Origin of the sequence: Mycolicibacterium monacense (assembly GCF_010731575.1) — a bacterium.
Taxonomy (GTDB): Bacteria; Actinomycetota; Actinomycetes; order Mycobacteriales; family Mycobacteriaceae; genus Mycobacterium; species Mycobacterium monacense.
The window spans coordinates 3132782-3157954 of sequence record NZ_AP022617.1; the positions used below are offsets into that span (position 1 = coordinate 3132782).

Sequence of the window (25173 nt, forward strand, 5' to 3'; positions counted from 1 at the left end):
CACCAGCCGACCCTGAAGTTTGGATGGTGCTCATTTCGGCTCGAAACCCGATATCAACCAGTGGGATCCGACCTTGTCGAGGCTGACCTGGACTACGGAGTCGGTCTCTGTCGGCGCGTCTTTGCCCACAGTGGTGGTTTGGTCGACGAACACCATGACGATGGCACGGTTCTTGCTTACGGAGACGGAGGCGGCGGCTGACACCCTGGCGGTGGCTGAGATTCGTTGCTGCTGTGCCCCAGGAATGACGACATCCTCCGTCAACGATGTGTATGAACCGCGAAATGGTCCCGTCAGTCGATCCCGCGCAGCCTTCAATTTCTCGGCTGCCGTTTCGGGTGTGTAGGACAGCATCGCGACCGTAGCTTCGGTGGCGACCTGAACGGTTTCAACGCGGGCGCGATCCTCGTCACTGGCGGTTCCTTCTTGATACTTGAAGTAGGCCGCGCCCAGCGCGAGCAACAACGCGATAGAGGGCAAGAGCCAGAATCCGAGCATCCGCACGAAAGTGCCGCGACGGTCGGCTATCGAGGCCACATCGTCGCGGTCCAGGCATTCTGGCGCTACGGCGGCCTCGCATCCCGACGCGCTCTTCGATGTTTTCTCGGGTGATGGTGGTTGGGCGTCGGCTCCGGCGGAGTGGGCGGCGTCGCCGTCATCGGGCTCGACTTTCGCTGGTGAATTCCTCATACCACGAACTCCACGTCGGCGACCTTCGCATCGTTGCCGACTTTCTGCACCGTGACGCGCATTCGCCATGCTCGGGGTTCCTGTTCGGGCCCATCGCCGACCGTGGTCTTCACGCTGACTGCGACCAGCACCTGGGCCGTGTCACGGGAATGCGATTCCAAGCCGGCCTCGGTAATGGTGCCCACCGATTTCGACTTTACTTTGTTGACCACGTCGATGAACGGCTGTGACCGCTGGGAGAACTCGTCGTAGAACGTGCCGGTAGCCGAGTCGAGAATGCGCTTGACATCGACGTCGGCGTGCTGCCAGTCGATCGTGGTTAGATTCAGTGCGCCTTGCCGTCCGACCTGCACGAATTGCTGACGTTGTTCGGATGCCTGATGCGCTTGGTGGGTCTGGAAGCCAAGCCAACTGGTCAGTGCTCCCATCGTCACGGCTGCTACCGATCCCATCACAAGCGCCAGTCGCTGCGGCGGCATTCGGTTGCGCCAGGCGCGAGAGGTGTCCCGCTGGTGTTTGCCGTCGACGACTTCGGTGTCCTCGCTGTCGGCGCCCGCACCGCCAGCGCCCTTGTCGGTGCCGACATCGAGGGTGTCATCAGGGGCAGGCGAGCACGGTGTGGGATCGTCGCCCGCGGGGTCGTCGGCGGTGTGGATGGTCACGGATCACCGTCCTTTGGCGGAAGCAGCATGTCCTGCCAGGTGTGCTGCCCGGCAGCATTCTGGCCCAAATCCGCTTGCCTGTACTGTTTGCCATCAGGTCCGATGTAGCTGCCGGTGCTCGGGTCGTACTCGGCGACCGCAATCGGGGCGGTCACCGGCACAGGGGGGGGCGGGTCTGGCGGCGGCTGCGGAACCGGCTGACCGGACAGCGTCGCGTTCGGATCACCTTTCCAGTTGGTGCCCTCATTGAGCGGTACGTAGTTCTCGTCGCTCTCGCACATCTTCACCGTCGGCGCGCGCTTCCCCGGCCGAGTCACACACGGCAGGTTGCGGGCCCCGCGGACGTTCGTGAGGCCGGACTCCTGCGGGATCCGACAGTACAAGTCACCTGGCGGCTTCGGTGGATAATCCACTTCAGACGGTGCGCGTTGTTGTTGGGCAGGTAGGTATCCCGTTCTGCACGGCGGCGGCACATTGAGGTTCAGGTTGAACGACAGGAACAGGCCTTTGTAGTCCTGTTTGGTGTTCCGGTTGGCCAGCGCGGCACCCTGGAGGCCGGCGATCTCGATCGGATACAGGGCGAGGATCTGCTCGAGGTTGGGTTGATAGGTCAGCGCCACCTGCCCGAGGCTGACGAGATTGGCCAGCAGGATGGGCAGGGTGGGCTGTACCCGTTCGAAGAGCTGACGTACCTGGTCTGCGGCGGGGGGTCCGTTGACCAGTAAGCCCTGCACCGATTCATCCTGCAGCTGCAGCTGATTGGTGACTTGAGCGAGGTTGCTCGCCCAGGTCTGGATGGAATCGGAGGTTTCGGTTTGGGTGTCGAGGATGGGTTTGGCGTCGTCGATGAGGGTGGTCAGGGCGGGTAGGTTGTTGCGCGTGTCGATGGCCAGCGTGGTGGCGCCCCGCGTCAGCCGGGCCAGGTCGGGACCCAGGCCGCCGAAAGCGATGTAGGACTCGTCGATGACCGTCGTGAGGTTGTCGCGGGGGATCGCCTGAACACCGGTGTTGACCGCGCGTAGCAAGGCGTTGATGTCGGGGGGCACCGAGGTGCGGTCGGCCGGGATGACGTCGCCGTTCTTCAGCGGCGCACCGTCACCGCTTCGCGGCACGAGGTCGACGAACAACTCGCCGACCGCGGTCTGGCTGCCCACGTGGGCATCGAGGTCTGCTGGGATCTTGGTGTCCGATTGCAGCGACAGCATGGCGTCGACCCCGGCGTCGCTGAGGCGGACGTCTGAGACCCGGCCCACCGTTGTGCCCCGGTAGGTGACGTTGGCGTCGCGGTACAGGCTTGCTGCGTCCTGAAGCTTCATGGTGACTTGGTAGCGGCCGACACCGAAGAGCAGGCTTGGCAGCCGAAGATAGGCGAAGGCCATGCTTCCACCGGCCACCACGGTCACCATGGCGAAGATGGCCAGTTGCAGCCGGACTCGTTTGCTCAGGTACATTACGGTCCTTGATCCAGCCGGTAGGGGACGATCAACGGGTTTCGCGCGGTGTAGGGGCTGGGCAGTTGCCCGATCGTGCGGCCCCACTGCAATTCCAGTTCGGTGAGGTGCCCTTCGAACCGGGTACCGGTGAACAGCCCCGCGTCGATACGACTCAAAGTCAGGTCCACGATCGTGGTGATGTTGGCGTAGTCACCGCGCCACCACTTGGTCAGGTTGTCTTTCACGAACGGAATCGTGGTGAACAGGTTCAGGGACCGGGTCAGCGCCGGGCCGGCGTTAGCCAGTGATTCCAGTACCGGTCCCATGTCGTTCAGGATCTGGATCAACGACTCTTGGGACTGGTTGACCGTGTCGGCGGCCAGCGCGCTGAATTTGCCGAGCTGGTCGACCGCCTCCACCAGCTGATCGCGTTCGGCGTTGATAACCGCCAGCGCGTCGGGGATTGTTTCCAGGGCCTTGTCGATGATCGGCTTTTGCGCCGCGAACTGGGCGACCAGATTGTTGAGGCTGTCTGTGGCCGCGATGATGTCGCCGATTTGACCGTTGACGTTCGCGGTGAAGGTGTCCAATTGTGTAAGCAGGCTGCGGAAGTCGGCTTCGCGGCCTCCCAGCGCAGACGTGAGGGCGGTGGTGATGTCCTGTACTTGCCCCACTCCGCCACCGTTGAGCAGGAGGGATACCGACGCCAGGGTCTGTTCGGTAGACGGGTAAGCCCCAGCTGAGGTCAACGGGATCAGTGAACCGGCCCGGAGTTTTCCCGCGGGACGAACATCGGTGGGGGGTGCCAACTCGATGTGCAGTGAGCCCAGCAGGCTGGTTTGACCCAACGACACGGTCGAGTTGGCGGGAAGGTCGACGTCGCCGTTGAGTGCGAGTGTGAGCAGCGCATGCCAGCCTCGACGCTCGATCTTCGTGACGGTGCCCACATTGACGTCGCCCACGCGGACACGTGAGTTCGGCTGAAGGGTTTCGACATCGGGCATTTCGGCCTGAATCGTGTAGGAGCCCTGCCCCTGGCCTTGCGTCCCGGGCAGCCGAAAGGAGTTCAACCCGCGAAAGCCGCATCCCGACAGCCCGGCGACGGTCAGCGCGATCATGATCACCGCGGCGGCGCGAGCGAAGCGCTTCCCCGTCATGAACCGCCCCCGTGCGGAATCATCATGCCGGGCAACCCGGCGGCCGGATCGGTCTGCCGATTCGACGGGTCCGGCATCGGCACCGGAGCTTCGGCGGGCAGCGTCGGCCCGGTAAGCGGTGGCGGCGCGTCCGGGTCGGCGCCGGTCGCGGCCGGCAGCGTCGGCTGCGGCGGAACGTAGTCCGGGCGCATCCAATCCTCGCTGTAGGTGACTTCATTCGGTCGAACAGTCGCACCGACGAAGGGGTTGACCCCGATCGGCGGGAAGTTGTATTGGCGGTTCTTGATGATCGGCGCCAAGTACTGCACACATAATTTCGCCGACTGCTCGTTGTTCAGTCGCGAGGCGGCCTGCACTGCGCCGCACAAAAAGGTGATCGGATCGGAGAAGTTGGCGACATTAAGAGCTCCGGTGAGCGTGCCCTGGGCGGACTGGTAGAGGTTGGCGGCGTTAGACAGCGTCGTCGGCGCGATGTGCAGCAGCTGTTCGATGTCGTCGGTGCTGTCTGTCAGCGCCTGTGAAACCGACGTCAACTTGTCCGAGGTGGCGCCGATCGTGTCGCGGTTTGCGGCGACGAACGCGGTCACCTCGCCCACCACGTCATTGAGGTTTTTCACCGCGTCCCCGACTTCGGTGGGCTCGTTGGCCAAAAGCCCGGTGACCGACGCAAGGTTCTGATTCAGCTGACGTATCAGGACGGTGCTGTCCTGCAGCGCCGAGACCAGTGTCGACAGGTTTCTGACGCTGGTGAAGATGTCCGGGCTGTGATCGGCGAGCGCGGACACCGATTGGGACAGCCTGATGATGGCGTCGCGGATCGCCGGACCCTGACCGCGCAAGTTGTCGGCGGCGGTGTTCACCAGGGAGCCCAGCGTGCTCACTTCGCCCGGCTCGGTGGGCTGCAGCAAAGCGGTCAGCCGTTCGAGCTGTTGGCGGAATTCGTCGAACTCCACCGGAACAGCGGTGCGCGCCCGGGGGATGGTCGCGTTGTTCTGCAGCGTCGGGCCACCAGTGTAGCCCGGGGTTAATTGGATGGCGCGGGACGTGACCAGTGTCGGGGATAAGATCACGGCTTTGGCGTCGGCGGGCACCGGGTATTTCGCGTCGAACCAGAAGGTGATTCTGACCTGTGTGGGTTGCGGTTCGATGGCCTCGATCCTGCCGACGCGGACGCCCTTGATGCGGACGTCGTCGCCGACGAACACACCGTTGCTGTTGTCGAAGTAGGCGACGACGTGAACACGATCGAGCTCGTGTGCCGCGCGTGTCACCGCAATCGCGCCGCCCACGACGAGGCTGACCAAAATGATTGCCAATCCGAGTTTGGTCCGAGAGTTCGTCATCGTCTGCCTTGGGGGATCGAGGAATCTGTTGGTCCCGGCGCGACTTCGTCGGGCGCCGGCACGACGACCGGGCTTGGGGTCGGCGGCTGCGGGGCCTGCTGATCGGGTGGTGGCGGTGCCGGCGGACCTGGTGGGGGACCACCTGGCGGAGGGGCCGGTACCGATTCGCGATACGGGTAGCGGGGATCACCCGGGTTTCCGGTGATCGCGTCGGGCAGAGTCAGTTTGGGGTCGCCCCCTTGGCCGGTCCTCGGATACGGAATCGGCAGCGCCGGGGTGCCGGGCTGGCCCACCTGAGGGTCGGTGCGCTCAGAAGGTAAGAGCACGTTGGGATCCAGACCGAGATCGGAGAACGCCGCATCGACGAACGGTTGGATGAACTGTCCGGGCACGAGGTTGGCGAGGTAGGCGTTGAAGAAGGGGCCGGCTGCAATAGTCTCGCCGAACTGCATCGCGTAGGCGGCCAGACCCTTGATGGATTCTTGGATCTGAGCTTTCCGGTTGTCGAGGATCGCGAGAACCCCGTTTAGTTTCTCGAGGGCGGGTTTGAGTGTTGTCTTGTTCTCGGCGATGAAGCCCGCGAGTTGGCGACTTACCGCGGAGATGCTGGTCGAGATCTCGTCGAGCGCTGCGCTTTGGGTGCGCAGCTGCGCCAACACCGCGTTGGTGTCGGAGATCAGCCGCACGATGTCGTTGCTGCGTTCGCCCAGGACGGTCGTCGCCTTGGCGGCATGGGCCAGTAAGTCGCGCAGCTGGGCGTCGCGCTGGTTGAGGGTTTCCGAGAAGCGGGCGATCCCGGCGACGGCGAACCGCAGATCGTCGGGGGTGTCTTGGAGGGTCTGGGACAGCACTGCCAGCGAGGCGGACAGCTGGCCGGTGTCGAGTCCGCTGATGGTGGTCGTGAGGTCTCCGATAGCGTCCGGCAACTGATACGGCGAAGTGGTCCGCTCAACGGGGATGGTGCCCGCAAGCGTCCCGGCGCCGCGGGTCGTGAGGTCGAGGACCTTATTGCCCAGCACACTGGTCGTCTTGATCGACGCCTCGGTACGGTCGCCCAGCCGGATGCCGTCGGCTACCGTGAACGTGACCAGTACCCACTGCCCGTCGAGGGTGATGCTCTGCACTTGGCCGGCGGGAGCCCCCGACACCCGCACCGGGGCGCCGGTGGTCAGTCCGCCGGCCTCGTCGAAATACGCCGAATAGCTCTTGCCGGAGGAAACGAACGGCAGCTTGTTGTAGTTGAGCGCACCAGCGACGATAGCCGCGGTGAGAAGGACACCGATGGCGCCGATGACAATGACGTTGCGCTCGCTGAAGGTCTTCATTGGGGCGTGCACCTACCGCTGGATTGTTCGACCAGTTTGATGTACACCGGCTGCCCACCCTTCCCATTGACTTTCAGCAGCAGATCGCACAGGTAGAAGGTGAAGTAGTTGCCGTAGAGACCTTGCCGGAGCATTACCCGATATGTGTCGGGCAGGGTGTTCAGGAGGTTGTCGAAATAGTCGCGATCGGCGAGCACAGCGGTCGCGGTGCGATCGGTTTCATGGACCGCTTTCTGCAGCGGTGGTCGTGCTTGGGCGAGAAGGTCGGCGATCGAGCGGGCGGCCTCGTTGGCGTAGGCCACTCCGTTGCTAATGTCCTGTTTACGGGCTTGAAGTCCGTGCACGAGCTGCGACAGTGAGTCGATGGCCTTGCCGAACTGGTCGCTGTGCCCGGCCAGCGATCCCAACACCACGTTCAAGTTGACGATGGTTTGCCCGATGAGCTCGTCCCGGTCGGCCAGGGTGTTCGTTAGCGCTGCGGTCTGAGCCAGTATGGAACCGATCGTGGCGCCTTGCCCCTGAAAGGCTGCGATGAGCTGGCTGGTGAGGGTGTTGACTTGGGTGGGGTCTAGCGCGTTCAGCAGAGGCCGGAAGCCCCCGATCACGGCGTCGAGATCCAGTGCCGGCGCGGTGCGGTCCAACGGGATTGCGTCGCCGGGCCGCAGTTTCGTGGTTCCGCCCGCGCCTTCCTCGATCGCCAGGTAACGGTCGCCGATCAGGTTGTCGTATTTGATGACAGCGCGGCTGCCGTCGGTGAGTACCACCGAGTCGTCGGCCCCGAACTCGACCGCCACGGTGGAATCATCCCGGACAGTGAGGGTTCTGACCTTGCCGACCTCGACACCGGCGATGCGGACAAAGTCGCCGCTCGTCAGTCCGCTGACATTCGCGAACACAGCGGTGTAGCGCTGTTCGCGCTCGAAGCGCAGCTGCGCGAAGACGGCGATGAGGGCGAAGGCACCCAGAGCGCACACGACCACGAAGATTCCGAGGCGCCACAAGACGGCCGATATCTTATTGGTCACGGCGATGCTCCCCTCCGACGTTTACAGGTATTTTTCGACGATCTGCGCGGCCGGCGGTCACGGTGTGGGTCCTGCGGAGGGCGGTGGCGGGACCGGGACACCGGGATAGAGGGGCGTTCCGTCGGGGCCGTACTGGGGAGCGCCGTAGGGCGGTGCACCGGGGTAGGGCATCGGTCCGGGTGCTGGGCCGCCCGGGTAACGGATGCTCGGCGGTTCGGGGACCGCCCGAGTCACCGGGAAATAGTTGGCGTACCCGGGGAAGCCGATGCCGGGATTGGGTCGCCAATCTAGTCCGGTGCCGAACCCGGTATTGGCGATCAGCTGGCGCACCGGGAAGTTCTGGGCGACGTCGGGCAGCGAGCCGCAGCTGGGCTTACCACCTTCCCCGCCCTTGGCGGCGTTGATGGGCCGATGGTCCGGATAACGGTATGGATCGTCTCCCAGCAGCAGCGAAGCGTCCATGATGAGAGACTTGCCGTTTCCGCCGAGCATGTCGGCATAGCCGGTGTCGAGTGTGGTCTTGGCGCCAACAAACAAGCAGGTGAGCATAGGGTTGTACTTCATCAGCAAGTTCGTTGTGGGTTCCAGCAGGTTGACCGCTTTCACCAGGTTGTCTTTGCTGGCGCCTAGCAGGTCGATTCCGCTGCGGGATAGCCCCACCACGTTGAGCAGCAGCGTGTCGAGTTGCTGTGCATGCGTGGTGACCGTCGCGCTGGTGGTGGTCGCCGCGGCTACGGTGTCGATGATGTCCTTGGCTGCCGCACTGTAGGTGTCGCTGACACCTTTGAGCGCGCGGAAGTCCTCGCGCACAGTGTCGGTGCGTGGATTCAGCTCAAGTAGAACTTGATTGCTCGCGGTGATCGCTTCACCGATCCTGTCGCCTTGTCCTCGCACCCCTTCGGCGAGCGCGCTAAGTACGGCGTTGAGCTTGAGCGGGTCGATCGTCTTGATCAGCTGCACCACATTTTGGAACACGGTGTTGACCTCGGTGGCGGTGTTCTGTGATGTCAATACTGCTCCCGCGGACAGCCGCTGCGGGCTGGGGTCGGGTGGGTAGACAAGGTCGACGTACTTCGCCCCGAACAAGGATATGGATTGGATGCGTGCCTCGACGTTGGCCGGGATGTGTCGGATCTGGTCGGGGTCGATGGCCAGCTGGATGCGCGGGGCATCCCCGCCGGTGACCGCGCTGACGCGGCCGATCTGCACCCCGCGCATCTTGACCCGCGAGTTGGGCTCCAGCATCAGACCCGAGCGGTCCGCTGTCAGGGTCACCGGCACGGTCGGGGTGAACGTCCTGTTGAACATGGCCAGACTCAGCACCACCGCCGCCACGATGCCCGTGACCAGCAACATCGCCCACCACCCGGGGGAGATCCGCCGAGCACCCGTACCGTCAGCCATGCGCCTCACCCCGCGTAGTTGAAGGTGCCGGTCTGGCCGTAGAGAGCCAGAGTGACCAAGAGAATCACCATCTGCGAGGCGATCAGCGACGTCCGGGTCGCGCGCCCGACCGCCTCACCCACACCGGCGGGACCGCCAGTGGCGTTGAGTCCGTAGTACGTGTGGATCAGCATGATCACCAGCGCTGCGGCGACCGTGACGGCGAAGGAGAAGAACACGGCTTGCGGATTGAGAAAGGTGTCGAAGTAATGGTCGAACACTCCGGACCCCTGCCCATAGAACGCGGTGGTGATGACCCGCACCGAGAAGAACGACATCAACAAGGCCACGCAGTACAGCGGGACGACCACGATCACGCCCGCGAGCAGACGAGTTGAGGCTAGGTAGGCGATCGGCCGGATGCCCATCACCGCTAGCGCGTCGATTTCCTCGTTGATTTTCATCGCACCGAGCTGCGCGGTGGTACCAGCACCGATCGTGGCGGCGAACGCGAAGGCGGAGCTGGCCGGGGTGGCCAACCGAACGTTGACGTACGCCGACGTGAAGCCGGCCAGCGCTTCCACGCCGACTTGCGACATCTGGTTGTAGGCCTGACTCGCCAGAGCGGCGCTGGTCGACAAGTTCAGGAAGGCGACGACAGCGACTGTGCCACCCACCACCGCCAAGGATCCTGCGCCGAGACCAATCGCGGCGATCTGGCGTAGCACCTCGGCACGGTAGGTCGTGGCCGCCTGCACGGTCGAGCTGATCGATTGACCGTAGAAGCGGGCCTGATCGCCGAGATCTCTCCAATTGGCCCTCCACTGGCTCAAAGAGCGGGCGGTCCCGGGAAACCGCTGCCGGAAGACAACGCCGGCGCTCATTTCGTGACCTCGAACCCGACCGCAGTGACGATGGCATTGACGACGAAGAGCAACAAGAACGCAATGACAACGGTTTCGCTGACCGCGTTACCCACTCCGGCCGCACCTTTTTGCACTCGCAAGCCTTGGTAGCAGGCGATCAGACCCGCCACGAAACCGAACAGCGTGGCTTTGACGAGAGACACGAGGACATCGCCGAGACCGGTGATCAGCGTCATGCTGGCGACGAATGACCCGGGCGTTACATGCTGGAAGTACACCGAAAACAAGAAAGCGCCTAGGAGCCCAGTAACGGTCACGACAGATGACAGGAGCACCGCGACCAACGTCGTGGCCAGCACTCTAGGGACGACAAGGGAATGGATCGGGTCAAGGCCGAGGACCCGCATTGCATCGACTTCCTCGCGGATCGTGCGCGACCCGAGATCGGCGCACATCGCCGAAGCGCCGGCCCCTGCGACGACGAGGACAGTCACGAAGGGGCCGATCTGGTTGACCGCGCCCAATGCTGCGCCGGTTCCTGAGAAGTCTGCGGCGCCGAATTCGCCGAGCAACGTGTTGAAGGTGAATGACGTGAGGACAACGAGGGGAATCGACAACGTCAGCGCTGGGACCATGGAAACCCGCGCCACGAACCATGTCTGGAGGAGGAACTCGCGCCATTGGAAGGGTGGTTTGAACATCGCGACGAACATGTCCAGCGTCATCGCGTAGAGCCCGCCAATGATGCTGAGTGGTTTCAGAGCTTTGACGTCAGCCGCTGTCGGGAGGTTCTTACGGAGCGAAAAGCCCTTCACTCAGAAGCCCCCATAAGGTTGCTGAGGTGCGCGTCTGGGACCGGAATCTCCCTCACCGCGGCTAGGCCTGCCCCAACAGCACGGCCGAAATGCGTCGATGACAGCAGGCATGGTGAGGCCGGACCGCCCCCGATCGCCTGAAGCCGGCAACACGGTCACGTCGCAGCTTCCTGTTGCGGCTCAACAAAGGTTTCAACCCTCACGCCGTGTGCTGGCCGCAGCGTGATGTCGAAACGAAGTCCGATGTCGTCGCGGGTGGCAATCAGGGCTTGCCGCCGCTCGGCGGGCAGGCGGCGGAGCAGGGGGTCCTTGGCGAGATGGCACCCTGGAAGGTAGGCGCGGGTTATCAGCCGATCGAGAAGCCCTCGAGCATGCACCGACACCGCAATGAACGGCGCTGCCCCGTGCTCGGGTGCTCGAGGCGGCACCATTCTCATGCTGTAACGACCCTGTTGGTCGGTGATGACGCTCTTTGGGCGGGTGTAGTTCCGGCCGTCGCACCGCGGCCGTCCGATCTTCGTCGCCGCGTTGTCGTCGTCCCCCGCGGCGTGCCAGGTCTCGATCAGGACGTTAGGAACTGGTCGACCATCTTCATCCGTAATCACCCCGTGAAACTGAATGGCCCCGGACGCGCCCGCCGCCCGGTCGCACTGCCACCGTGGAGAAGCTGCCATGTTCAGTCTCCCCAGACGAGTCCGTCGACCTGACCTAGGAGGCGGAGTCCGGCGCCGAGCACCGCCATGTTCGCCATCGCCACCTTGACCGGGCCCACGAATTTGATCTTGCGCGTCGCGATGGCGTTCGCTACGCCGAGCTCGCCGTCCGCGACCCGGTGCCAGACGCTCGCGGTTGCAGTCAGAACGAAGTCAGCCTTTCGCCCTTCGATCTGCACCCCGCCGTAGACGGCCTCACCATCGGTGATCTCCAACTGTGAGACCTGGTCGTTGGCGTCCTGTACTCGCCATTCGATCAGCATGCTCAATTCTTTGGCACCCTGCCGGATCTCGGCCGAGTCGTTCCACAGGTCGCGGTACGCGCGTGCCCACTCGGGCGACATCAACGCAACGGCAGTCATTATCTAATCCACTCCTTCGGTCGACGAGTCAAACGGGGTACACCAGATAGCGCGGCGGAGTGTTGTCCACCACCACGAATTTCTGCTGAAACAGCGCGGTTTCATCGTCAAGGACGACGACGTCTTCGCTGTAGCCGCTGACCAGAATCCCCGGCTCGCCGGGGGCGCCGGTGTAGGTGACGAGGACGTTGGACCGTACCTCCCAGCGGTCTTCGCCGAGCTCACGCATCGCCGTACGCTGCTGAAAGTGGCGGGTGTCGTAGGGTTCGACCGTGCCCGCCCAGACCTCCTGGATCATCTTCGCGCGGTCGGCCAGCCGTTCTCGGCAATCGTCCATCATGTACGCCAGCGGCAGCCCCTCACGGACGTTCTCCATCGCGCGCACCTCGTAGGCACATTCCGTCGCGAACAGGGCAAGCCACGCGGTGAAGTCTTGATCGTCGACTGCGCGGGCGTAGGCTCCCAGCAGTTCGTCCACCAGGTACGCGGCACGTGCCCGCCGATCTTCGACGCTCGATTTCAGCAAAACTCCATCACCTCCTGGTAGTGCGCCCACCAGCCGGTATTGGCGACCTCGTCGTTCTGCGACGACTCCGATAATGGTCGGCCGACGCCGGCGACAAAGCGCTGATAGCCGCCGTCACGCGCGGTCGCCTGCACGCGGTTGTAGACGGCGGCGTCCTCGATACTGATGAAGCCGCTCGGCCCCAGCAGATTTGACGACTGGCGGACTCGGTGGCGTGCGAAGTCCTCGGAGTCACTGGCATGGCCGAAGAACGTGTATCGCACCTCGGTACGATCAACCCCCAGCGGGCGGGCGTACCGGATGTTGATTGTGTCGACGTGACGCACGATCCCGGTAACCGGCCGTAACGCAATCACGCGGGCTCGGCTGTCATCCCCCATCCGCGTGACCACACTCGGGTCAGCCAGGAAACCGTTGTCCACGTAGGGTTGCGCATCGTACAGAATCGACATGTGCCCATAGGGCTTGCTGACCAAGACGTTTCCGCTGCCGCCCTGCCAGTTGAGCAGTTTGAATGCGCTGTGCAGCAGCGGCGCGTGATAGGGATCGTTGTCGATGTAGGTTTTCCAATTACTCTGAAACACCACCGTCTGGTAGCCCAGCAACGTCAAGTTCCCGTCATCGACCATGCAGTCGCGCAACGGATCCGCGCTATCGCCGAGATAATCGTCGAACGGCGGCGGCTGCGCAGCCATGCTGACGAAGATCAAACCCCACGCCTCGACTACGTGCAGCTCCCGGAGGCCGTAGTCCTCCTCGCGAAAGTCCGGGCGAAACTGCATGCGGCGGGGCGCGCCGGCGAAACGGCCGTCATTGTTGAAGATCCACCGGTGATACGGACACTCGAATCGCTCCGCCACCCCGCACCGGCGCTGTTCCAGTAGCGTTCCCCGATGGGCGCAGGAGTTGACGAACACGCGGATGCGGTCATCGCCGTCTCGCACCATCAGCAGCGGCACGTCGGCCAGCCATCTCGTCCGGAAGGCGTTGCGCTCGGCCAGCTCGGCCCGGTGCGCGATCGGATGCCAGTAGGGGCCATAGAAGATGCGGGTGAGCTCTTCCCGGTAGACGTCGGGGTCGCTGAACACCTCTTTGGGGATGTCCGCTGCAGAGGTGAACCGTTTCCGGATCGCCGGCTGTATGTGGTCGAACTCCATCGTCGGTCCAAGCTTCACTGCGCTGTTCCCTTCTTCGGCGTCGCGATGTGGGTGATCGCGCCCAGGCCGTCGGCCAGGCACTTCCAGGTGTGGCCCTCGTCTTCCGACACGTAAAGCCCACCCGCCGTGGTGCCGTGGTACAGCAGCAGCTCGCCGCCTTCAGTGAGCTCGCCTTCCAGCGCCCAGACCATGTCGAACAGGCCGCGGTCGTCCTCGCTATTCAGCCGTACCCAGGAGGCGCCACCGTCGTTGCTGCGGAAGAATCCCACGTCGGCGCCGCGGCGTCGGCGCAGTTTGGACGGCGACAAGAAATAGACGTTGCCGTTGATCGCGCCCATCACCAGCCGGCGCACTGCAGCCCACTTCGGTGGGATGCCGTCGGCCGCGGCGAGGAACACCACGTCGGGGTCGGCGGGATGCACCACGATCGCGTCTTCGGTGTAGTTGCGCTCGCCAAGTCCGTTGTTGGACTGCACCCAGCTCGATCCGCGGTCGGTGCTGCGGTAAATGCCCTTGCCGCCGCGGTAAGGCTTGGTGTCTTGGCCGGTGGTGACGATGAGCCGGTCGGGAGCTTCCGGGTGCAGGACCACGCGGTGGATGTCGTGACCGAGGCCATCGATCTCCTCCCACGTCTGTCCCCGGTCCCGGGTGATCAGGAGGGATCCAACTTCAATGCCGACGTAGACGACGTCAGCTTCTAGTGGGTGCACGGCGATGGTACGGACGTGCGCGATTCCCGGGCGGATGGGGAAGCTCCACCTTTTCGCTTCGGGTACGCCGAGGACGTTTCCACACTCGGCCCAGATCCCGTCTTGCCACCGCAGCAAGTGCGCTGGTTCTGTTCCGGCGTAGAGCGCGTTGGGCGTGTGCGGATCGAACGCCAGCGCGCGCACGTCGCGGTGGGCGAGGCCATCGCCGAGGTCAGTCCAGTGGTCTGCGCCCGCGGTGGCGAGAAACACGCCGTGCTTGTGGACGGCGACGGCGACGCGCTCGTCCTGGACAGCCATGGCCATGACCTGCCCCGGCAACTCGGGCCAGGCCCGGGCCTTGCCGTCGCCGGACACGGTGAACACACCGCGGCTTGTCGCGGCGACGACCATCAAGTCTCCCTCACTCACGGCTTCACCAGCACCTTGACCAGACCCTCCCGGCCCTCCAATAGCCCGCCCAATCCCTCCTTGACGGCGCGGTCCAGCGGGACTCGAGCGGTGATTTGCGGCGCGAGCGCGAGTTTTCCGTCGGCGATCAGGGCGAGAACGGCCGGGAAATCGTCGAACATGTCGTAACCGAAAACCATCCGGAGCTGAATCTCCTTGAGCAGATGGCGGTTGACATCGAGCGAGGCCGCGCCGGCCCACGACGACATCTCCATGAAACGGCCCTGTTTGCGGAGGCAGTCCAGGCCCTGTGTGAACGCCTCCGCGCTGCCCGCCACATGGAAGACCACGTCCACCCCTACACCGCGGGTCTCCTCCAGGATGCACGCGGTGGTCCCGGGGTCATGCGGATCGAGCACCAACGTGGCGCCGAGGTCGCGCGCCAGGCTGGCCCGCACGCCGCTTGGTTCCGTGACGAAGATTCGCGCAGCTCCGGCCGCGCGTGCGCACTGGATCACGGTGAGCCCGAGTGCCCCGGCACCGAGGACCATCACCGTTTCGCCGAGGAGCAGTTCCGCTCGCCGCACCGCGTGGAACGCCACCGCCGTCGGCTCGGTCAGCGCCGCCTCCTCGAGGTCCACCACGTCCGGCACTCGGACTGCGAGCCGAGAGGGCACTGCGACGTAGTTCGCGAGGCCTCCGTTTCGGGTGAAGCCGATCCATCCTGGGCGCTGGCACAAGTGGTAGAGCGACCGGTGGCAGTAGTGGCAGCTCCCGCAGAAATCCATCGGGATCACCGCGGCGCCCTCCCCGATGCGGGATTGGTCGACGCCCGCTCCGACCTCCACGATCCGGCCCGAGACCTCGTGACCGAGCACCACCGGCGGCTGCGAGAAGGTGGGCCCCGCGACATACTCGTGGAGGTCAGTTCCACACAGCCCTGTCGCCGCCACTTCGATGATGACCTCACCGTCCTGCGGCGCCGGGTCTGGCACCGACGTCAGACCGACGTCGTTGGTGCCGTTGAGAACGATCGCTTCCATCTCAGCTCGCGGTGCTTTCGTGGGTCCGGTGTAGATTCCAGCGGTTGGGGATCATGCTCATACCGCCTCGAACGCCCGGAAAGTGACGCCGGCGGTCATGCCTCCGTCGACCGGCAGTACGGCACCGGTGATGTAGGACGCCTCGGGCGAGGCAAGAAACACAGCCGGCGCCGCGATCTCGTCTGGTCCTGCGAAACGCTGCATCGCGCAGAGGTCCACCATCATCGAGGCGTGTTCGGGGTGCTCGGCCAGGAACCGTTCGATCCTCGGCGTGCGGGTGCCCCCGGGGGCGATCGCGTTCACGCGGATGTTGTCGCGGGCGAAGTCGAGGGCCATGTTCTTCGTGAGTAGCACGACCCCGCCTTTGCTTGCGCTGTAGGCGGAGCACCTGTTCTCGGCGAGGATCCCGGCCGTCGACGCGACGTTGACGATCGACCCGCCGCCACCCTGGCGCAGGAGTGGGATGACGGGTTTGGACATCTGAAAGACACTGCCGAGGTTCATGTCGATCTGGCTGCGCCACTGCTCCTCGCTGATCTCCTCCACGTTGCGAGCCAGGCTCCCGCCGACGACGTTGAACAGTGTGTCGAGCCGCCCGAACTCGGTCAGCGCCCGTTCGACGACACTGTTTGCAACATCGCTGAGGCAAACGTCGCCGGCGACGCCGCAAACCGCCGCGCCGGACTCGGCCAATTCATGCACGGCCGCATCGAGGCCCTCGCCGTCGGTGTCGGCCATGACACAGCACCCACCTTCGCGGCACCACCGCAGGGCGATCGCCTTACCGATTCCCGCGGCGGCGGCAGTGACAATTGCGACCCGGCGGTCCCCCGCCTTCACGGCACTCACGCGGCGCCGATTGGTGAACGGGCGCACTTCGCGCATAGCCTGGGCAGAAGCTTCATCAAGCACGCCCGCCGAATGCGGGAGGCTGACCCATGTATTCCAGCCATCTCCCCCAAAACCGCCGCTGATTCTGCTCGGCGTACCCGCTCGGGAGGGCCTCTCCCGGCCCTGGCCAGTCGGTGAGCGGAGTCAAGTCCATGCCCATTTCGTAGTTCAGCAGGCCTTCACCGGCGAACGGGCCCTGGACAGATTCGGTGATGGCCTTCCATGCCTCGGCGTCGTCCTGTTCGAAAACCCCACCTGGGCCGAAGTTGTTGACGTAGGACGCCTGGGACGCATCGCGCAACCATTCCGGAGCATCGCGTTCGACCAGGAACCAGGAGAGGATCTCCATCCGATCATGGGAGAGCGGATGCCATACCCGGAACGTGATGAAGGGGGTAGGGGGCGACATGTGGTCCTGCGCGAGGGTCACGTTGATGAACGACAAATTCGGGAACACGGTGCCGTGAATAAAGGATGAGCGTCGCATCAGGTCCTTGTGTACCGGCGACGGGTAGGACGTCGCCATCTGGTCGACGACTTCGTCGGGGTATCCCTCGTACTCGGGAAAATCGGCGAGCGTGGGCGGAAAGCCGAGTACGCCGACGCCGTGGCCGTTCTGCAGCGAGATTTCCGCTGGTGCGCTCGCGAAGTTTGGGTCACCGGGCGCCATGCCTAGCTCGACCATCGAGCGGTGAGCAAAGAGGGTGTGGTAGGAGTCGCCGACAAAATTGTCGGCGGCTGTCTTCCAGTTCGCTGACATCACCCATCGATGCGGTGCCCCTATCACCTCCAGACCGCCCGCTGTCTTCTTCGCAATGAGGTCGAGGTAGAACGTCGTGTCGCCGAGGTAGTCGGTCAGGCTCGGCGCCTTCGGATCGACGCTGCCGAAGATGAATCCGGCGTACGAGTCGACATGGGGGATGTGACGTAATCCCCACTGCGACTTGTCGAAGCCGCCGGGATAGGCCTCCGTCATCGCCGGCACGCCGACGAGCTCTCCGGTGTTGCTGTACACCCAGCCGTGGTACAGGCATTGGAAGTGCGCGGTGTTTCCCATCTCCGCCCGGCACACGAGCGCACCACGGTGGCGACAAGAATTGGACAGCGCCTGGATGCGGCCGGAGTTGTCCCGGCAAACGATCACCGAATCGGCCCCGATGTGCCGCACGACGAAGTCGCCGGACTTGGCCAACTCCGACTCGTGTCCGAGAAACACCCAGGCGCGCCCGAAGATCCGCTCCATCTCGATCGTGTGTAGCGCGGGATCGCTGACGACGCGGGCCGGTAAGCGCCCGACCTTGAGCCCGTCCGCTACCTCCCGCAACGCGCGCCGCAGGTAGGGATCGGTCGCGTCAGCTGTTCCGGTTGTTTCGGTGGTCATATGGTTGGACCCTTTCTGGAAACGGCGATATCCACGCGGAGGTGGTGAACGGAGCTGGCCCTACAGGACTACCGACAGGTTGTCGATAGGCAACGTCGAGTGATCGAGTAACACCTCGCGCCGAGCGAGCCGCAGCGAATCGTCGGTGCGGCGCAACACGTCGACGCGTTCGGCCGAGAGCAACTCCCACCGGCCGCTATCTCCGCGGCTGCGAAAGAACAACAGATTCGAGCGCACGGTCAACTCATCAGCCTCCGGTCCGGCAACCGTGCGAATGTTGGACACGAAGTGCCGGGTCCGCGACCGAGGTGACTCGGCCCACGAGAAATCCGTCTCGCCCCGAAGGACCCGCATCTCCAAGCCCGTGTAGTCGTCGTTCCAATGCGCGATCGCACCCACCCAACCCGCGGAATCCTCACGGGTGGTGCGCACCGGAACCACATACCGGATGTCGGGGTCGAGCAGACCCAACCATTCCCGGAACTGCCCCCCATCGAGTAGCTCCGCCTCCCGGAACATGAACGCCTCGACAGCCTCACGGGTATCCCGATCGACCGCAACCGCGTTCATCACACCGAACTCCTCGACCAGACCATCAACACTCACTCTCTATTCTGCTGAACAGATGTGTCCTCCGCTGTAGAGAATGTAAGTCACGTCACACGGCCCGTCAAGACAACATCTCCAAATGGGCAACGACCAAAATGGCTCTGACCCCTCCCGGCGAGTCCGGAGGCTCCCGATCTTGGGAGGATCTGAGTTATGGGACGTCCGAGCAAGTACCCCGACGAGTTGCGTGAGCGTGCGGTGCGCATGGTCGCCGAGGTCCGTCCGCAGTACCCGTCGCAGTGGGCGGCGATCACCGCGGTCGCGGGCATGTTGGGGATCGGCACCCCGGAGACCTTGCGGACCTGGATTCGCCGCTCGGAGGTCGATACCGGCCAGCGTCCGGGGGTGACCACGCAGATGGCCGAGGAGAACAAGGCGCTGCGTAAGGAGATCGCCGAGTTACGTCGGGCCAATGAGATCTTGAAAGCAGCGGCGATTTTCTTCGGGGCCGAGCTCGACCGGCCCGGGAGACGGCGATCCGGTTCATCGCCGAACACAAGGACCATCAGGTGGCCGGCCCCGACGGCGGGGCCGGGCTGCGCTGGGGTGTCGAGCCCATGTGTGCCGTGCTCTCCGAGCATGGCATCGCAATCAGCCCGTCGACCTACTACGAGTGGATCGCCAAGACCCCGACCCGGCGCGAGATCCGCGATGCCGAGTTGGTCGAGATCATCACCGCGGCAAGGGAAGGCAAGAGGAAGGGCCGGTTCGTCCAGACGCTCGGGTCACGCAAGTTGTGGATCTGGCTACGCGGCCAGGGCCACGACGTCGCCCGCTGCACGGTGGAGCGGATCATGCGCGAGAACGGATGGGAAGGCGCCCGGTACGGGTCCAAACACAAGACCACCGTCGCCGATAGCAGCCATGTCCGGTATCCGGATCTGGTGGACCGCCGGTTCTACGCGTCGGCCCCAAATCGGTTGTGGGTGGCTGACTTCACGTATGTGGCGACGTGGATGGGGTTCGTACGTGGCGTTCGTCATCGACGCCTACAGCCGCCGGATCGTGGGATGGCGAGCCGCTCGGTCGATGACCACCGACCTGGTCCTCGACGCCATCGAGCACGCGTTCTTCACCCGCACCCAGGACGGCACCAGTCTGCGCGGGCTGATCGCGCATTCGGATGCCGGCAGTCAGTACACCTCGGTGGCGTTCACCCAACGGCTCATCGACGAGGGAGTGGATCCGTCGGTCGGCTCGGTCGGTGACGCGCTGGACAACGCGCTGGCCGAGACCACCGTCGGGTCGTTCAAGAACGAGGTGATCCGCCGGCAAGGCCCGTGGCGCGACGTCAACCAGGTCGAGCTGGCCACCGCCGAGTGGGTGGTGTGGTTCAACACCGAGCGTCCGCATGAGTACCTCGACGACTTCACCCCTGAGGCCGTCGAGAAGCTCCACTACGATCAAAAACTCACCCCACCAAAGGCAGGGTGATTCAACGAATGCAGCCTCCGGACTCGCCGGGAGGGGTCACACCTCGATCTCGATCTGCCCGCACGCATCGGTCAGTACGGTCTTGGCCCGGGTTCCGTTGCGGGAGTTGCCCGAGCCATACCCAGCCGGATCGTGACGGTCATAGCCCAGGTGCTCGGACAGTTCCTAATCCAGAGCGGTCTCGATGACCGTCTTGGTCATCGCCTTGAGCAACCCGCCCGGACCGGTCAGCGATACGCCGGCCTCGCGGGCCTGGCGTACCAACTCCCGGGCAACCTCGAGCTCGTCGACCTCACCGCTATCCGGGACATCAATGGCCGCCACGGCGGCCTCATCATCGGGATTCTGCGATGGCTCCACAGCCACGACAGTTTCGGTCATCACGCGACCTTTCCGGCCCCGACACACCGGGGCCGATCAGGCCTTACACCGTTACCGCGACAGTCCCACTGTTGGCGGTCTCTACGTTAGGAGGGTCGAATCGCCGCGAACGTTGGGCCGGAATGGATCATTAATGGGGGCATCCCTGCCGAAGCACGCGCCGCCACGCCTTCACACCGTCGGCGAAGTTACCTGTGTGCATCGATACCGCCGCGTCGTCGTCGCTGATCTACGACCGTGACGAATATGTGTTGGTCAGGCTCCCCGCCGGACTCAGGACAGCGGAGGGCCTGGCGGCCCGATGCGACGGCTGATTGTTTGTAATTCGGTGTAGGAATCCAGGCTGGCTGGAGAGAATTCGCGTCCCAAGCCGCTCGCTTTCGCCCCGCCGAAGGGTGCGCGGGGGTCGAGGGAGGTGAAGGTGTGGCTGTTGATGAAGACGGAGCCGGTGTCGAACCGACGGCCGAGCAGGAACGCCCGCTCTTCATCTGACGTCCAGATCGAGGCGGCAAGCCCGTATTGCGATTGATTCACGAGCCGGATCACGTCGTCGAGTTCGTCGTATTTCAGCACGGGCACTACCGGGCCGAACTGTTCCTCTTCGACGATTGCGAGGCGGGGATCAGCCTCAGTGACCACGCTGGGCATCATGAAGTGGCCGTGGTCCCAGGCCGCCGAATCGAGCCGCTGGCCGAGGGTGGTGACGGTCGCGCCGCTCGAGCGCGCGTCGTCCACGATCTTCTCGACGAGGTTCTTCTGCTGAGCGTTGTTCAGCGGCCCCATGGTGACTCGGGGGTCGTCGCCGGGCCCGACGACGATTTCATCCACGGCGGCTGAGAACGCTTCCACGAAGCGGTCGTGGATGCGGGTCGGCACGTAGATACGTTTGAGACCGAAGCACACCTGGCCGGTGGTCCCGAACGCGCCTTTTACGATCTGCCGCATAGTCTCGGGCGAGAGGTCGACGTCGTCGAGGAGGATCGCGGGGTCGTTTCCGCCCAGCTCGAGCGTCACCCGCTTGATGTCGCGCGCGGCCGCGGCCATAACTTTGCGCCCGGTATCGATGCCGCCGGTGAAACCAATCTTGCGAATTCTCGGGTGAGCGACGAGTGCTTCTCCGACCGCGTCGCCTCCGGTGACCATGTTGAGCACGCCCGGAGGGAAGTGCTGTTGGAGGGCTCGGATGACTTCGGCGAGAACCAACGGGGAGTTTGCCGCCGGCTTCAAGACGACTGTGTTGCCGGCGACGAGTGCGGGCGCCAGCTTCATGAATGCCAGGACCACCGGGAAGTTCCACGGCGTGATGGCGGCCACCGGCCCGATTGGGCGGCGGCGGATGAGGGTCGTGCCCCCGGTGTCGCGAATCTGTTGGTCTGCAAGGATTTCAGCCGAAATGCCTGCGGTGTAGCCGCAAATGCCCGACGCGAATTCGAGGTCGACGTGCGACTCTTCGAGGATCTTTCCGTTCTCCCGGCTCAGGATCGGCGCATATTCCTCGATCATGTCGTGGATCGTGCCTGCGGCGGCAAGTAGTGCTCCCTGGCGTTCTTCCAGGGGCCGCGATGACCATTCTGGGAACGCCATTGCAGCCGCTGCGACCGCTTCGTCGACCTGCCCGGGTGCGGCGTCTGGGACCGAACCGAGCAGTACCCGAATATCAGCCGGGCTGACGACGTCGATCGTCCGGTCGGATGTTTCCTCACGTCCGTTGATGATGAGGTTTGCGCTGATCATGCCGAAGTCCTAACTTTCCTGCGGGGAACGGTTGATTTGTGGGAGCCATGTCTGCGTCATCGGAGGATCGCCCGGCGACCGCCAGATAAGTGCCGAATCCGGCGCCGGCCGCATCGGGCGGCCATCATCGCCTGACCCCGCAGCCGGGACCTTGCCGACACCGAACACGCCCGACTCGCGCTATTCCGATGGACATCAAGTTTTCTTTTCGTCGGGCGGAGCGTCGCGGCTGCCGTCGAGGGGCTCTACGCCCGGGAGGAAGGGGTCGGGGATCACCAGTGCGTGGCTGACAACGATCGCGTCCACGTGGCAATCGATTGCGCACAACCGACAGGAATGACAGTCGTTGGGGTAGATGATCTTGGCTCGCCACTTGGTCGTGGCCCACGGTTCGTCGCCCTCCACCAGCCGGATCACCCCGGTTGGGCAGCTGTCGATGCAGACGTTGCACCCGTCGCACGTTGTTTCGTCGATGCTTTCGATCACTGAACCGCCGCCTCCTCACGGTAGCCTTGCGGCACGGTATATGGACTTGGATGGCGGCCGGGCGGGGCCTGCACCGGCCACGACTGGATCGGCAGGTCGCGTTCGCTGAACTGCAGATCGAATTCACCGCCGCTGCCCCGGCGCACGAGCAGCCACTTCAGCCACTCATCGTTGTCCGCGTAGGGGTAGTCGATACGAAACAGCTCCCCGCGACTTTCGGTGCGCCGCTTCATCGCCTCACAGGTGATGATCGCCAACGTCAGGTATGCGCGCACCTCATGCGCCTTCTTAAGTTCTTGATAGTCCGGCGCGAAAACGTAACGCAGTACCCGATCCCGGATCCGGTACAGCTCAGCGAGCGCTGAATCGATCCGTGCCTCCGACTTAAACAATGCGAATGCCGGATTGGCCGTCGCCTCGCCGATGGCTTTCCACACATCCACCGGCCGGACCTGCCGCAGCCGACGCATCGGCGCGAAATACTCCGCGAAGCTCTCCTGTGCCTGGTTCTCCCACACACTGCGCGCTACCGCGTGACCGCCGCGCGCCGCCGCCGCAGTGCCCGCCCGGTACCCCGCAACAGCCGAGAAGCTCGAGATCCCGCTGCCAGAAATTCCCGACATCAAATGCGGACACGCCGTGCCATACCCGGCCGCGTACAGGCCGGGCACTGTGGTGGCTCCGTCCAGGTCGATCGTGGGACCGCTGGTGCTGCTCGTGCCGAGCACGATGAACGGGGTCACCTCCAGCAGGTCAGTGGAGGGATCGACCTCAAACTCGGTAAAGGCGCGCCGCACCGTCGGAGACACTTCATACAGCACCTCTAGATCCGCCTGTGGTACGTGACGCAAGTCGAGATAGCACGGCCCTCGGCCCTCGACCATCTCGGTCATGATCGCGCGCGCGATGGTGAACAACCCGCCCTTATCGCCCCAGATCGGGTCATAGCGGTCCATGAAGTACTCGCCCGCCGCGTTGCAGAACTTGCCACCGATCCCCTGAATCTTGGCTTGACCCGGTGTGAAGAATGACCGATTGAAGTAACTCCAGGCAGCGAACTGGCCGAATTCCATGCCGGCGAACTCAGCACCCACTCGCCAGGCCGCCACATGACCTTCCCCGCTGCAATGGTCGGCGAACGCGTAATGCAGCTTGGGGTACCAAGGGCCGGTGTTGAGGATGACGCTGCCCGCCGTGAAGACATGACACTGGCCAGTGACAACATTTACCCCCACCGCACCACACACCGCACCAGCGGTGGGCCGACACCCGTCGGTGGTCAGCAGATCAATCACATCGACCCGCTCGAACAGTCGCACCCCCGCCGCTTTCATCCTCTCCTTGAGGATCTCCATACACACGCGACCATCCACACCCAGCGTCGTGCCAAGGTTGTGGCCGCGGACCGTCACATACTTCAGCGACCCATCCTCATGAGTGGAATAGGGCACACCCCACTCGATCTGCTCGTTAACCCTGTCATAGGCCTCGGCTATGTACTGCTGCACCCAATCCTGATCGGCCAAATAATTGCTGCCCACCACGAACTCGCGCGCCCACTCCGTCATCTCCTCACCCTGCACCCGGTGATCAGGGGCGTATTGGCTGTGGACATACGTCATCGGCCCTGCCCGAGACACCACCGCTTTCTCCACCAGAATCACCGACGACCCCAACTCCGCGGCCCGTAGTGCTGCCCGCACTCCGCCAATTCCCCCACCCACTACCAAGACGTCGCATTCTTGGACCGACACATCCAGGTCACCCATAACGCCAGTCACGCCTTCACCAACATCTCGATCAAGTCCGTCTCGGTTGTTTCGGTGGTCATATGGTTGGACCCTTTCTGGAATCGGAGATATCCACGCGGAGGTGGTGAACGGAGCTGGCCCTACAGGACTACCGACAGGTTGTCGATAGGCAACGTCGAGTGATCGAGTAACACCTCGCGCCGAGCGAGCCGCAGCGAATCGTCGGTGCGGCGCAACACGTCGACGCGTTCGGCCGAGAGCAACTCCCACCGGCCGCTGTCTCCGCGGCTGCGGAAGAACAAGAGATTTGAGCGCACGGTCAACTCATCAGCCTCCGGTCCGGCAGTCGTGCGGATGTTGGACACGAAGTGCCGGGTCCGCGACCGAGGTGACTCGGCCCACGAGAAATCCGTCTCGCCGCGGAGGACCCGCATCTCCAAGCCCGTGTAGTCGTCGTTCCAGTGCGCGATCGCGCCCACCCAACCCGCGGAATCCTCACGGGTGGTGCGCACCGGAACCACATACCGGATGTCGGGGTCGAGCAGACCCAACCATTCTCGGAACTGCCCCCCATCGAGTAGCTCCGCCTCCCGGAACATGAACGCCTCGACAGCCTCACGGGTATCTCGATCGACCGCAACCGCGTTCATCACACCGAACTCCTCGACCAGACCATCAACACTGACTCGATATTCTGCTGAACAGATGCGTCCTCCGCTGTAGAGAATGCTAGATACGTCACACCGGCCCGTCAAGACAACATCTCCGAATGAACCACGGCCAAAACGGCGCGCAACTAATGATGATGCTGCACAACCGAATCTGGACGCGAGCTCATGTGGCGCCTCCATCGGATGCGCAATGCCCGGGCGCCTGGCGCGTCGGGACTGTCGCGGTAACGGTGTAAAC

At 64.0% G+C, this 25173-nt stretch carries 23 protein-coding genes and 2 pseudogenes; 1 reads left to right on the forward strand and 24 read right to left on the reverse strand.

Annotated features, from left to right (window positions below):
• Positions 1 to 30: 30 nt before the first annotated feature.
• From G6N49_RS15055 to G6N49_RS15145, 19 genes are all read right to left on the reverse strand, one after another.
• Positions 31 to 690: a hypothetical protein gene (locus tag G6N49_RS15055; protein WP_011559067.1), complete on the reverse strand. Its 660-nt coding sequence runs from the start codon at positions 688 to 690 to the stop codon at positions 31 to 33.
• Positions 687 to 1352, reverse strand: coding sequence for an Rv1363c family protein (locus G6N49_RS15060; RefSeq protein ID WP_011559066.1), 666 nt, complete (start codon positions 1350 to 1352; stop codon positions 687 to 689). The genes G6N49_RS15055 and G6N49_RS15060 overlap by 4 nt, the downstream gene beginning before the upstream one ends.
• A complete protein-coding gene (locus tag G6N49_RS15065) occupies positions 1349 to 2803 on the reverse strand; it encodes an MCE family protein (RefSeq protein WP_011559065.1) in 1455 nt (484 codons plus the stop codon). The genes G6N49_RS15060 and G6N49_RS15065 overlap by 4 nt, the downstream gene beginning before the upstream one ends.
• Positions 2803 to 3942, reverse strand: coding sequence for an MCE family protein (locus G6N49_RS15070; protein WP_011559064.1), 1140 nt, complete (start codon positions 3940 to 3942; stop codon positions 2803 to 2805). Before G6N49_RS15070 ends, G6N49_RS15065 begins: the two co-directional genes overlap by 1 nt.
• Entirely contained in the window at positions 3939 to 5285 is a 1347-nt protein-coding gene (locus tag G6N49_RS15075) for an MCE family protein (RefSeq protein ID WP_011559063.1), read from the reverse strand. Before G6N49_RS15075 ends, G6N49_RS15070 begins: the two co-directional genes overlap by 4 nt.
• Positions 5282 to 6610: an MCE family protein gene (locus G6N49_RS15080; RefSeq protein WP_011559062.1), complete on the reverse strand. Its 1329-nt coding sequence runs from the start codon at positions 6608 to 6610 to the stop codon at positions 5282 to 5284. Before G6N49_RS15080 ends, G6N49_RS15075 begins: the two co-directional genes overlap by 4 nt.
• Positions 6607 to 7635 (reverse strand): MCE family protein, encoded by a 1029-nt coding sequence (locus G6N49_RS15085; RefSeq protein WP_011559061.1) that lies wholly within the window; start codon positions 7633 to 7635, stop codon positions 6607 to 6609. The genes G6N49_RS15080 and G6N49_RS15085 overlap by 4 nt, the downstream gene beginning before the upstream one ends.
• 57 nt (positions 7636 to 7692) lie before the next feature.
• A complete protein-coding gene (locus tag G6N49_RS15090; RefSeq protein ID WP_011559060.1) occupies positions 7693 to 9039 on the reverse strand; it encodes an MCE family protein in 1347 nt (448 codons plus the stop codon).
• 5 nt (positions 9040 to 9044) lie between these two features.
• On the reverse strand, positions 9045 to 9902 hold the full coding sequence (locus tag G6N49_RS15095) for an ABC transporter permease (protein ID WP_011768154.1): 858 nt from the start codon (positions 9900 to 9902) through the stop codon (positions 9045 to 9047).
• A complete protein-coding gene (locus G6N49_RS15100; protein ID WP_011559056.1) occupies positions 9899 to 10699 on the reverse strand; it encodes an MlaE family ABC transporter permease in 801 nt (266 codons plus the stop codon). Before G6N49_RS15100 ends, G6N49_RS15095 begins: the two co-directional genes overlap by 4 nt.
• Before the next feature lie 155 nt (positions 10700 to 10854).
• Positions 10855 to 11373, reverse strand: a complete 519-nt coding sequence (locus G6N49_RS15105; protein WP_011559055.1) for a dioxygenase family protein — start codon at positions 11371 to 11373, stop codon at positions 10855 to 10857.
• Positions 11374 to 11375: 2 nt separating this feature from the next.
• On the reverse strand, positions 11376 to 11774 hold the full coding sequence (locus tag G6N49_RS15110; RefSeq protein WP_011559054.1) for an SCP2 sterol-binding domain-containing protein: 399 nt from the start codon (positions 11772 to 11774) through the stop codon (positions 11376 to 11378).
• 28 nt (positions 11775 to 11802) lie between these two features.
• Entirely contained in the window at positions 11803 to 12300 is a 498-nt protein-coding gene (locus G6N49_RS15115; RefSeq protein WP_083045484.1) for an aromatic-ring-hydroxylating dioxygenase subunit beta, read from the reverse strand.
• Positions 12294 to 13457: an aromatic ring-hydroxylating oxygenase subunit alpha gene (locus G6N49_RS15120; protein WP_235679523.1), complete on the reverse strand. Its 1164-nt coding sequence runs from the start codon at positions 13455 to 13457 to the stop codon at positions 12294 to 12296. Before G6N49_RS15120 ends, G6N49_RS15115 begins: the two co-directional genes overlap by 7 nt.
• A 14-nt stretch (positions 13458 to 13471) precedes the next feature.
• Complete coding sequence (locus G6N49_RS15125; protein ID WP_011855460.1) at positions 13472 to 14557, reverse strand: beta propeller repeat protein; 1086 nt, start codon at positions 14555 to 14557, stop codon at positions 13472 to 13474.
• A 14-nt stretch (positions 14558 to 14571) separates the two neighbouring features.
• Positions 14572 to 15597, reverse strand: coding sequence for a 2,3-butanediol dehydrogenase (locus G6N49_RS15130; protein ID WP_011559050.1), 1026 nt, complete (start codon positions 15595 to 15597; stop codon positions 14572 to 14574).
• A 57-nt stretch (positions 15598 to 15654) separates the two neighbouring features.
• On the reverse strand, positions 15655 to 16482 hold the full coding sequence (locus tag G6N49_RS15135) for an SDR family NAD(P)-dependent oxidoreductase (RefSeq protein WP_011767831.1): 828 nt from the start codon (positions 16480 to 16482) through the stop codon (positions 15655 to 15657).
• Positions 16483 to 16501: 19 nt separating this feature from the next.
• Positions 16502 to 17869 (reverse strand): aromatic ring-hydroxylating dioxygenase subunit alpha, encoded by a 1368-nt coding sequence (locus tag G6N49_RS15140; RefSeq protein ID WP_011559048.1) that lies wholly within the window; start codon positions 17867 to 17869, stop codon positions 16502 to 16504.
• A gap of 60 nt (positions 17870 to 17929) precedes the next feature.
• On the reverse strand, positions 17930 to 18439 hold the full coding sequence (locus G6N49_RS15145; RefSeq protein WP_011559047.1) for an aromatic-ring-hydroxylating dioxygenase subunit beta: 510 nt from the start codon (positions 18437 to 18439) through the stop codon (positions 17930 to 17932).
• Positions 18440 to 18631: 192 nt separating this feature from the next.
• Here G6N49_RS15145 and G6N49_RS15150 point away from each other — a divergent pair.
• A pseudogene (locus G6N49_RS15150) lies at positions 18632 to 19912 on the forward strand (IS3 family transposase).
• 39 nt (positions 19913 to 19951) lie between these two features.
• Here the strand turns inward: G6N49_RS15150 and G6N49_RS15155 are convergent.
• The 5 genes and pseudogenes from G6N49_RS15155 to G6N49_RS15175 form a co-directional block, all read right to left on the reverse strand.
• Positions 19952 to 20296 (reverse strand): annotated as a pseudogene (locus G6N49_RS15155) (transposase); the annotation flags it as partial.
• 270 nt (positions 20297 to 20566) lie between these two features.
• Complete coding sequence (locus tag G6N49_RS15160) at positions 20567 to 22027, reverse strand: aldehyde dehydrogenase family protein (RefSeq protein ID WP_011559043.1); 1461 nt, start codon at positions 22025 to 22027, stop codon at positions 20567 to 20569.
• Between the two features lie 195 nt (positions 22028 to 22222).
• A complete protein-coding gene (locus G6N49_RS15165) occupies positions 22223 to 22513 on the reverse strand; it encodes a 4Fe-4S dicluster domain-containing protein (protein WP_011559042.1) in 291 nt (96 codons plus the stop codon).
• Positions 22510 to 24282, reverse strand: coding sequence for an FAD-binding protein (locus G6N49_RS15170; RefSeq protein ID WP_011559041.1), 1773 nt, complete (start codon positions 24280 to 24282; stop codon positions 22510 to 22512). Before G6N49_RS15170 ends, G6N49_RS15165 begins: the two co-directional genes overlap by 4 nt.
• Positions 24283 to 24404: 122 nt before the next feature.
• Positions 24405 to 24914 carry an aromatic-ring-hydroxylating dioxygenase subunit beta gene (locus tag G6N49_RS15175; RefSeq protein WP_011777800.1) on the reverse strand — a complete coding sequence of 170 codons (510 nt, stop codon included), beginning with the start codon at positions 24912 to 24914 and terminating at the stop codon, positions 24405 to 24407.
• Positions 24915 to 25173: the final 259 nt, after the last annotated feature.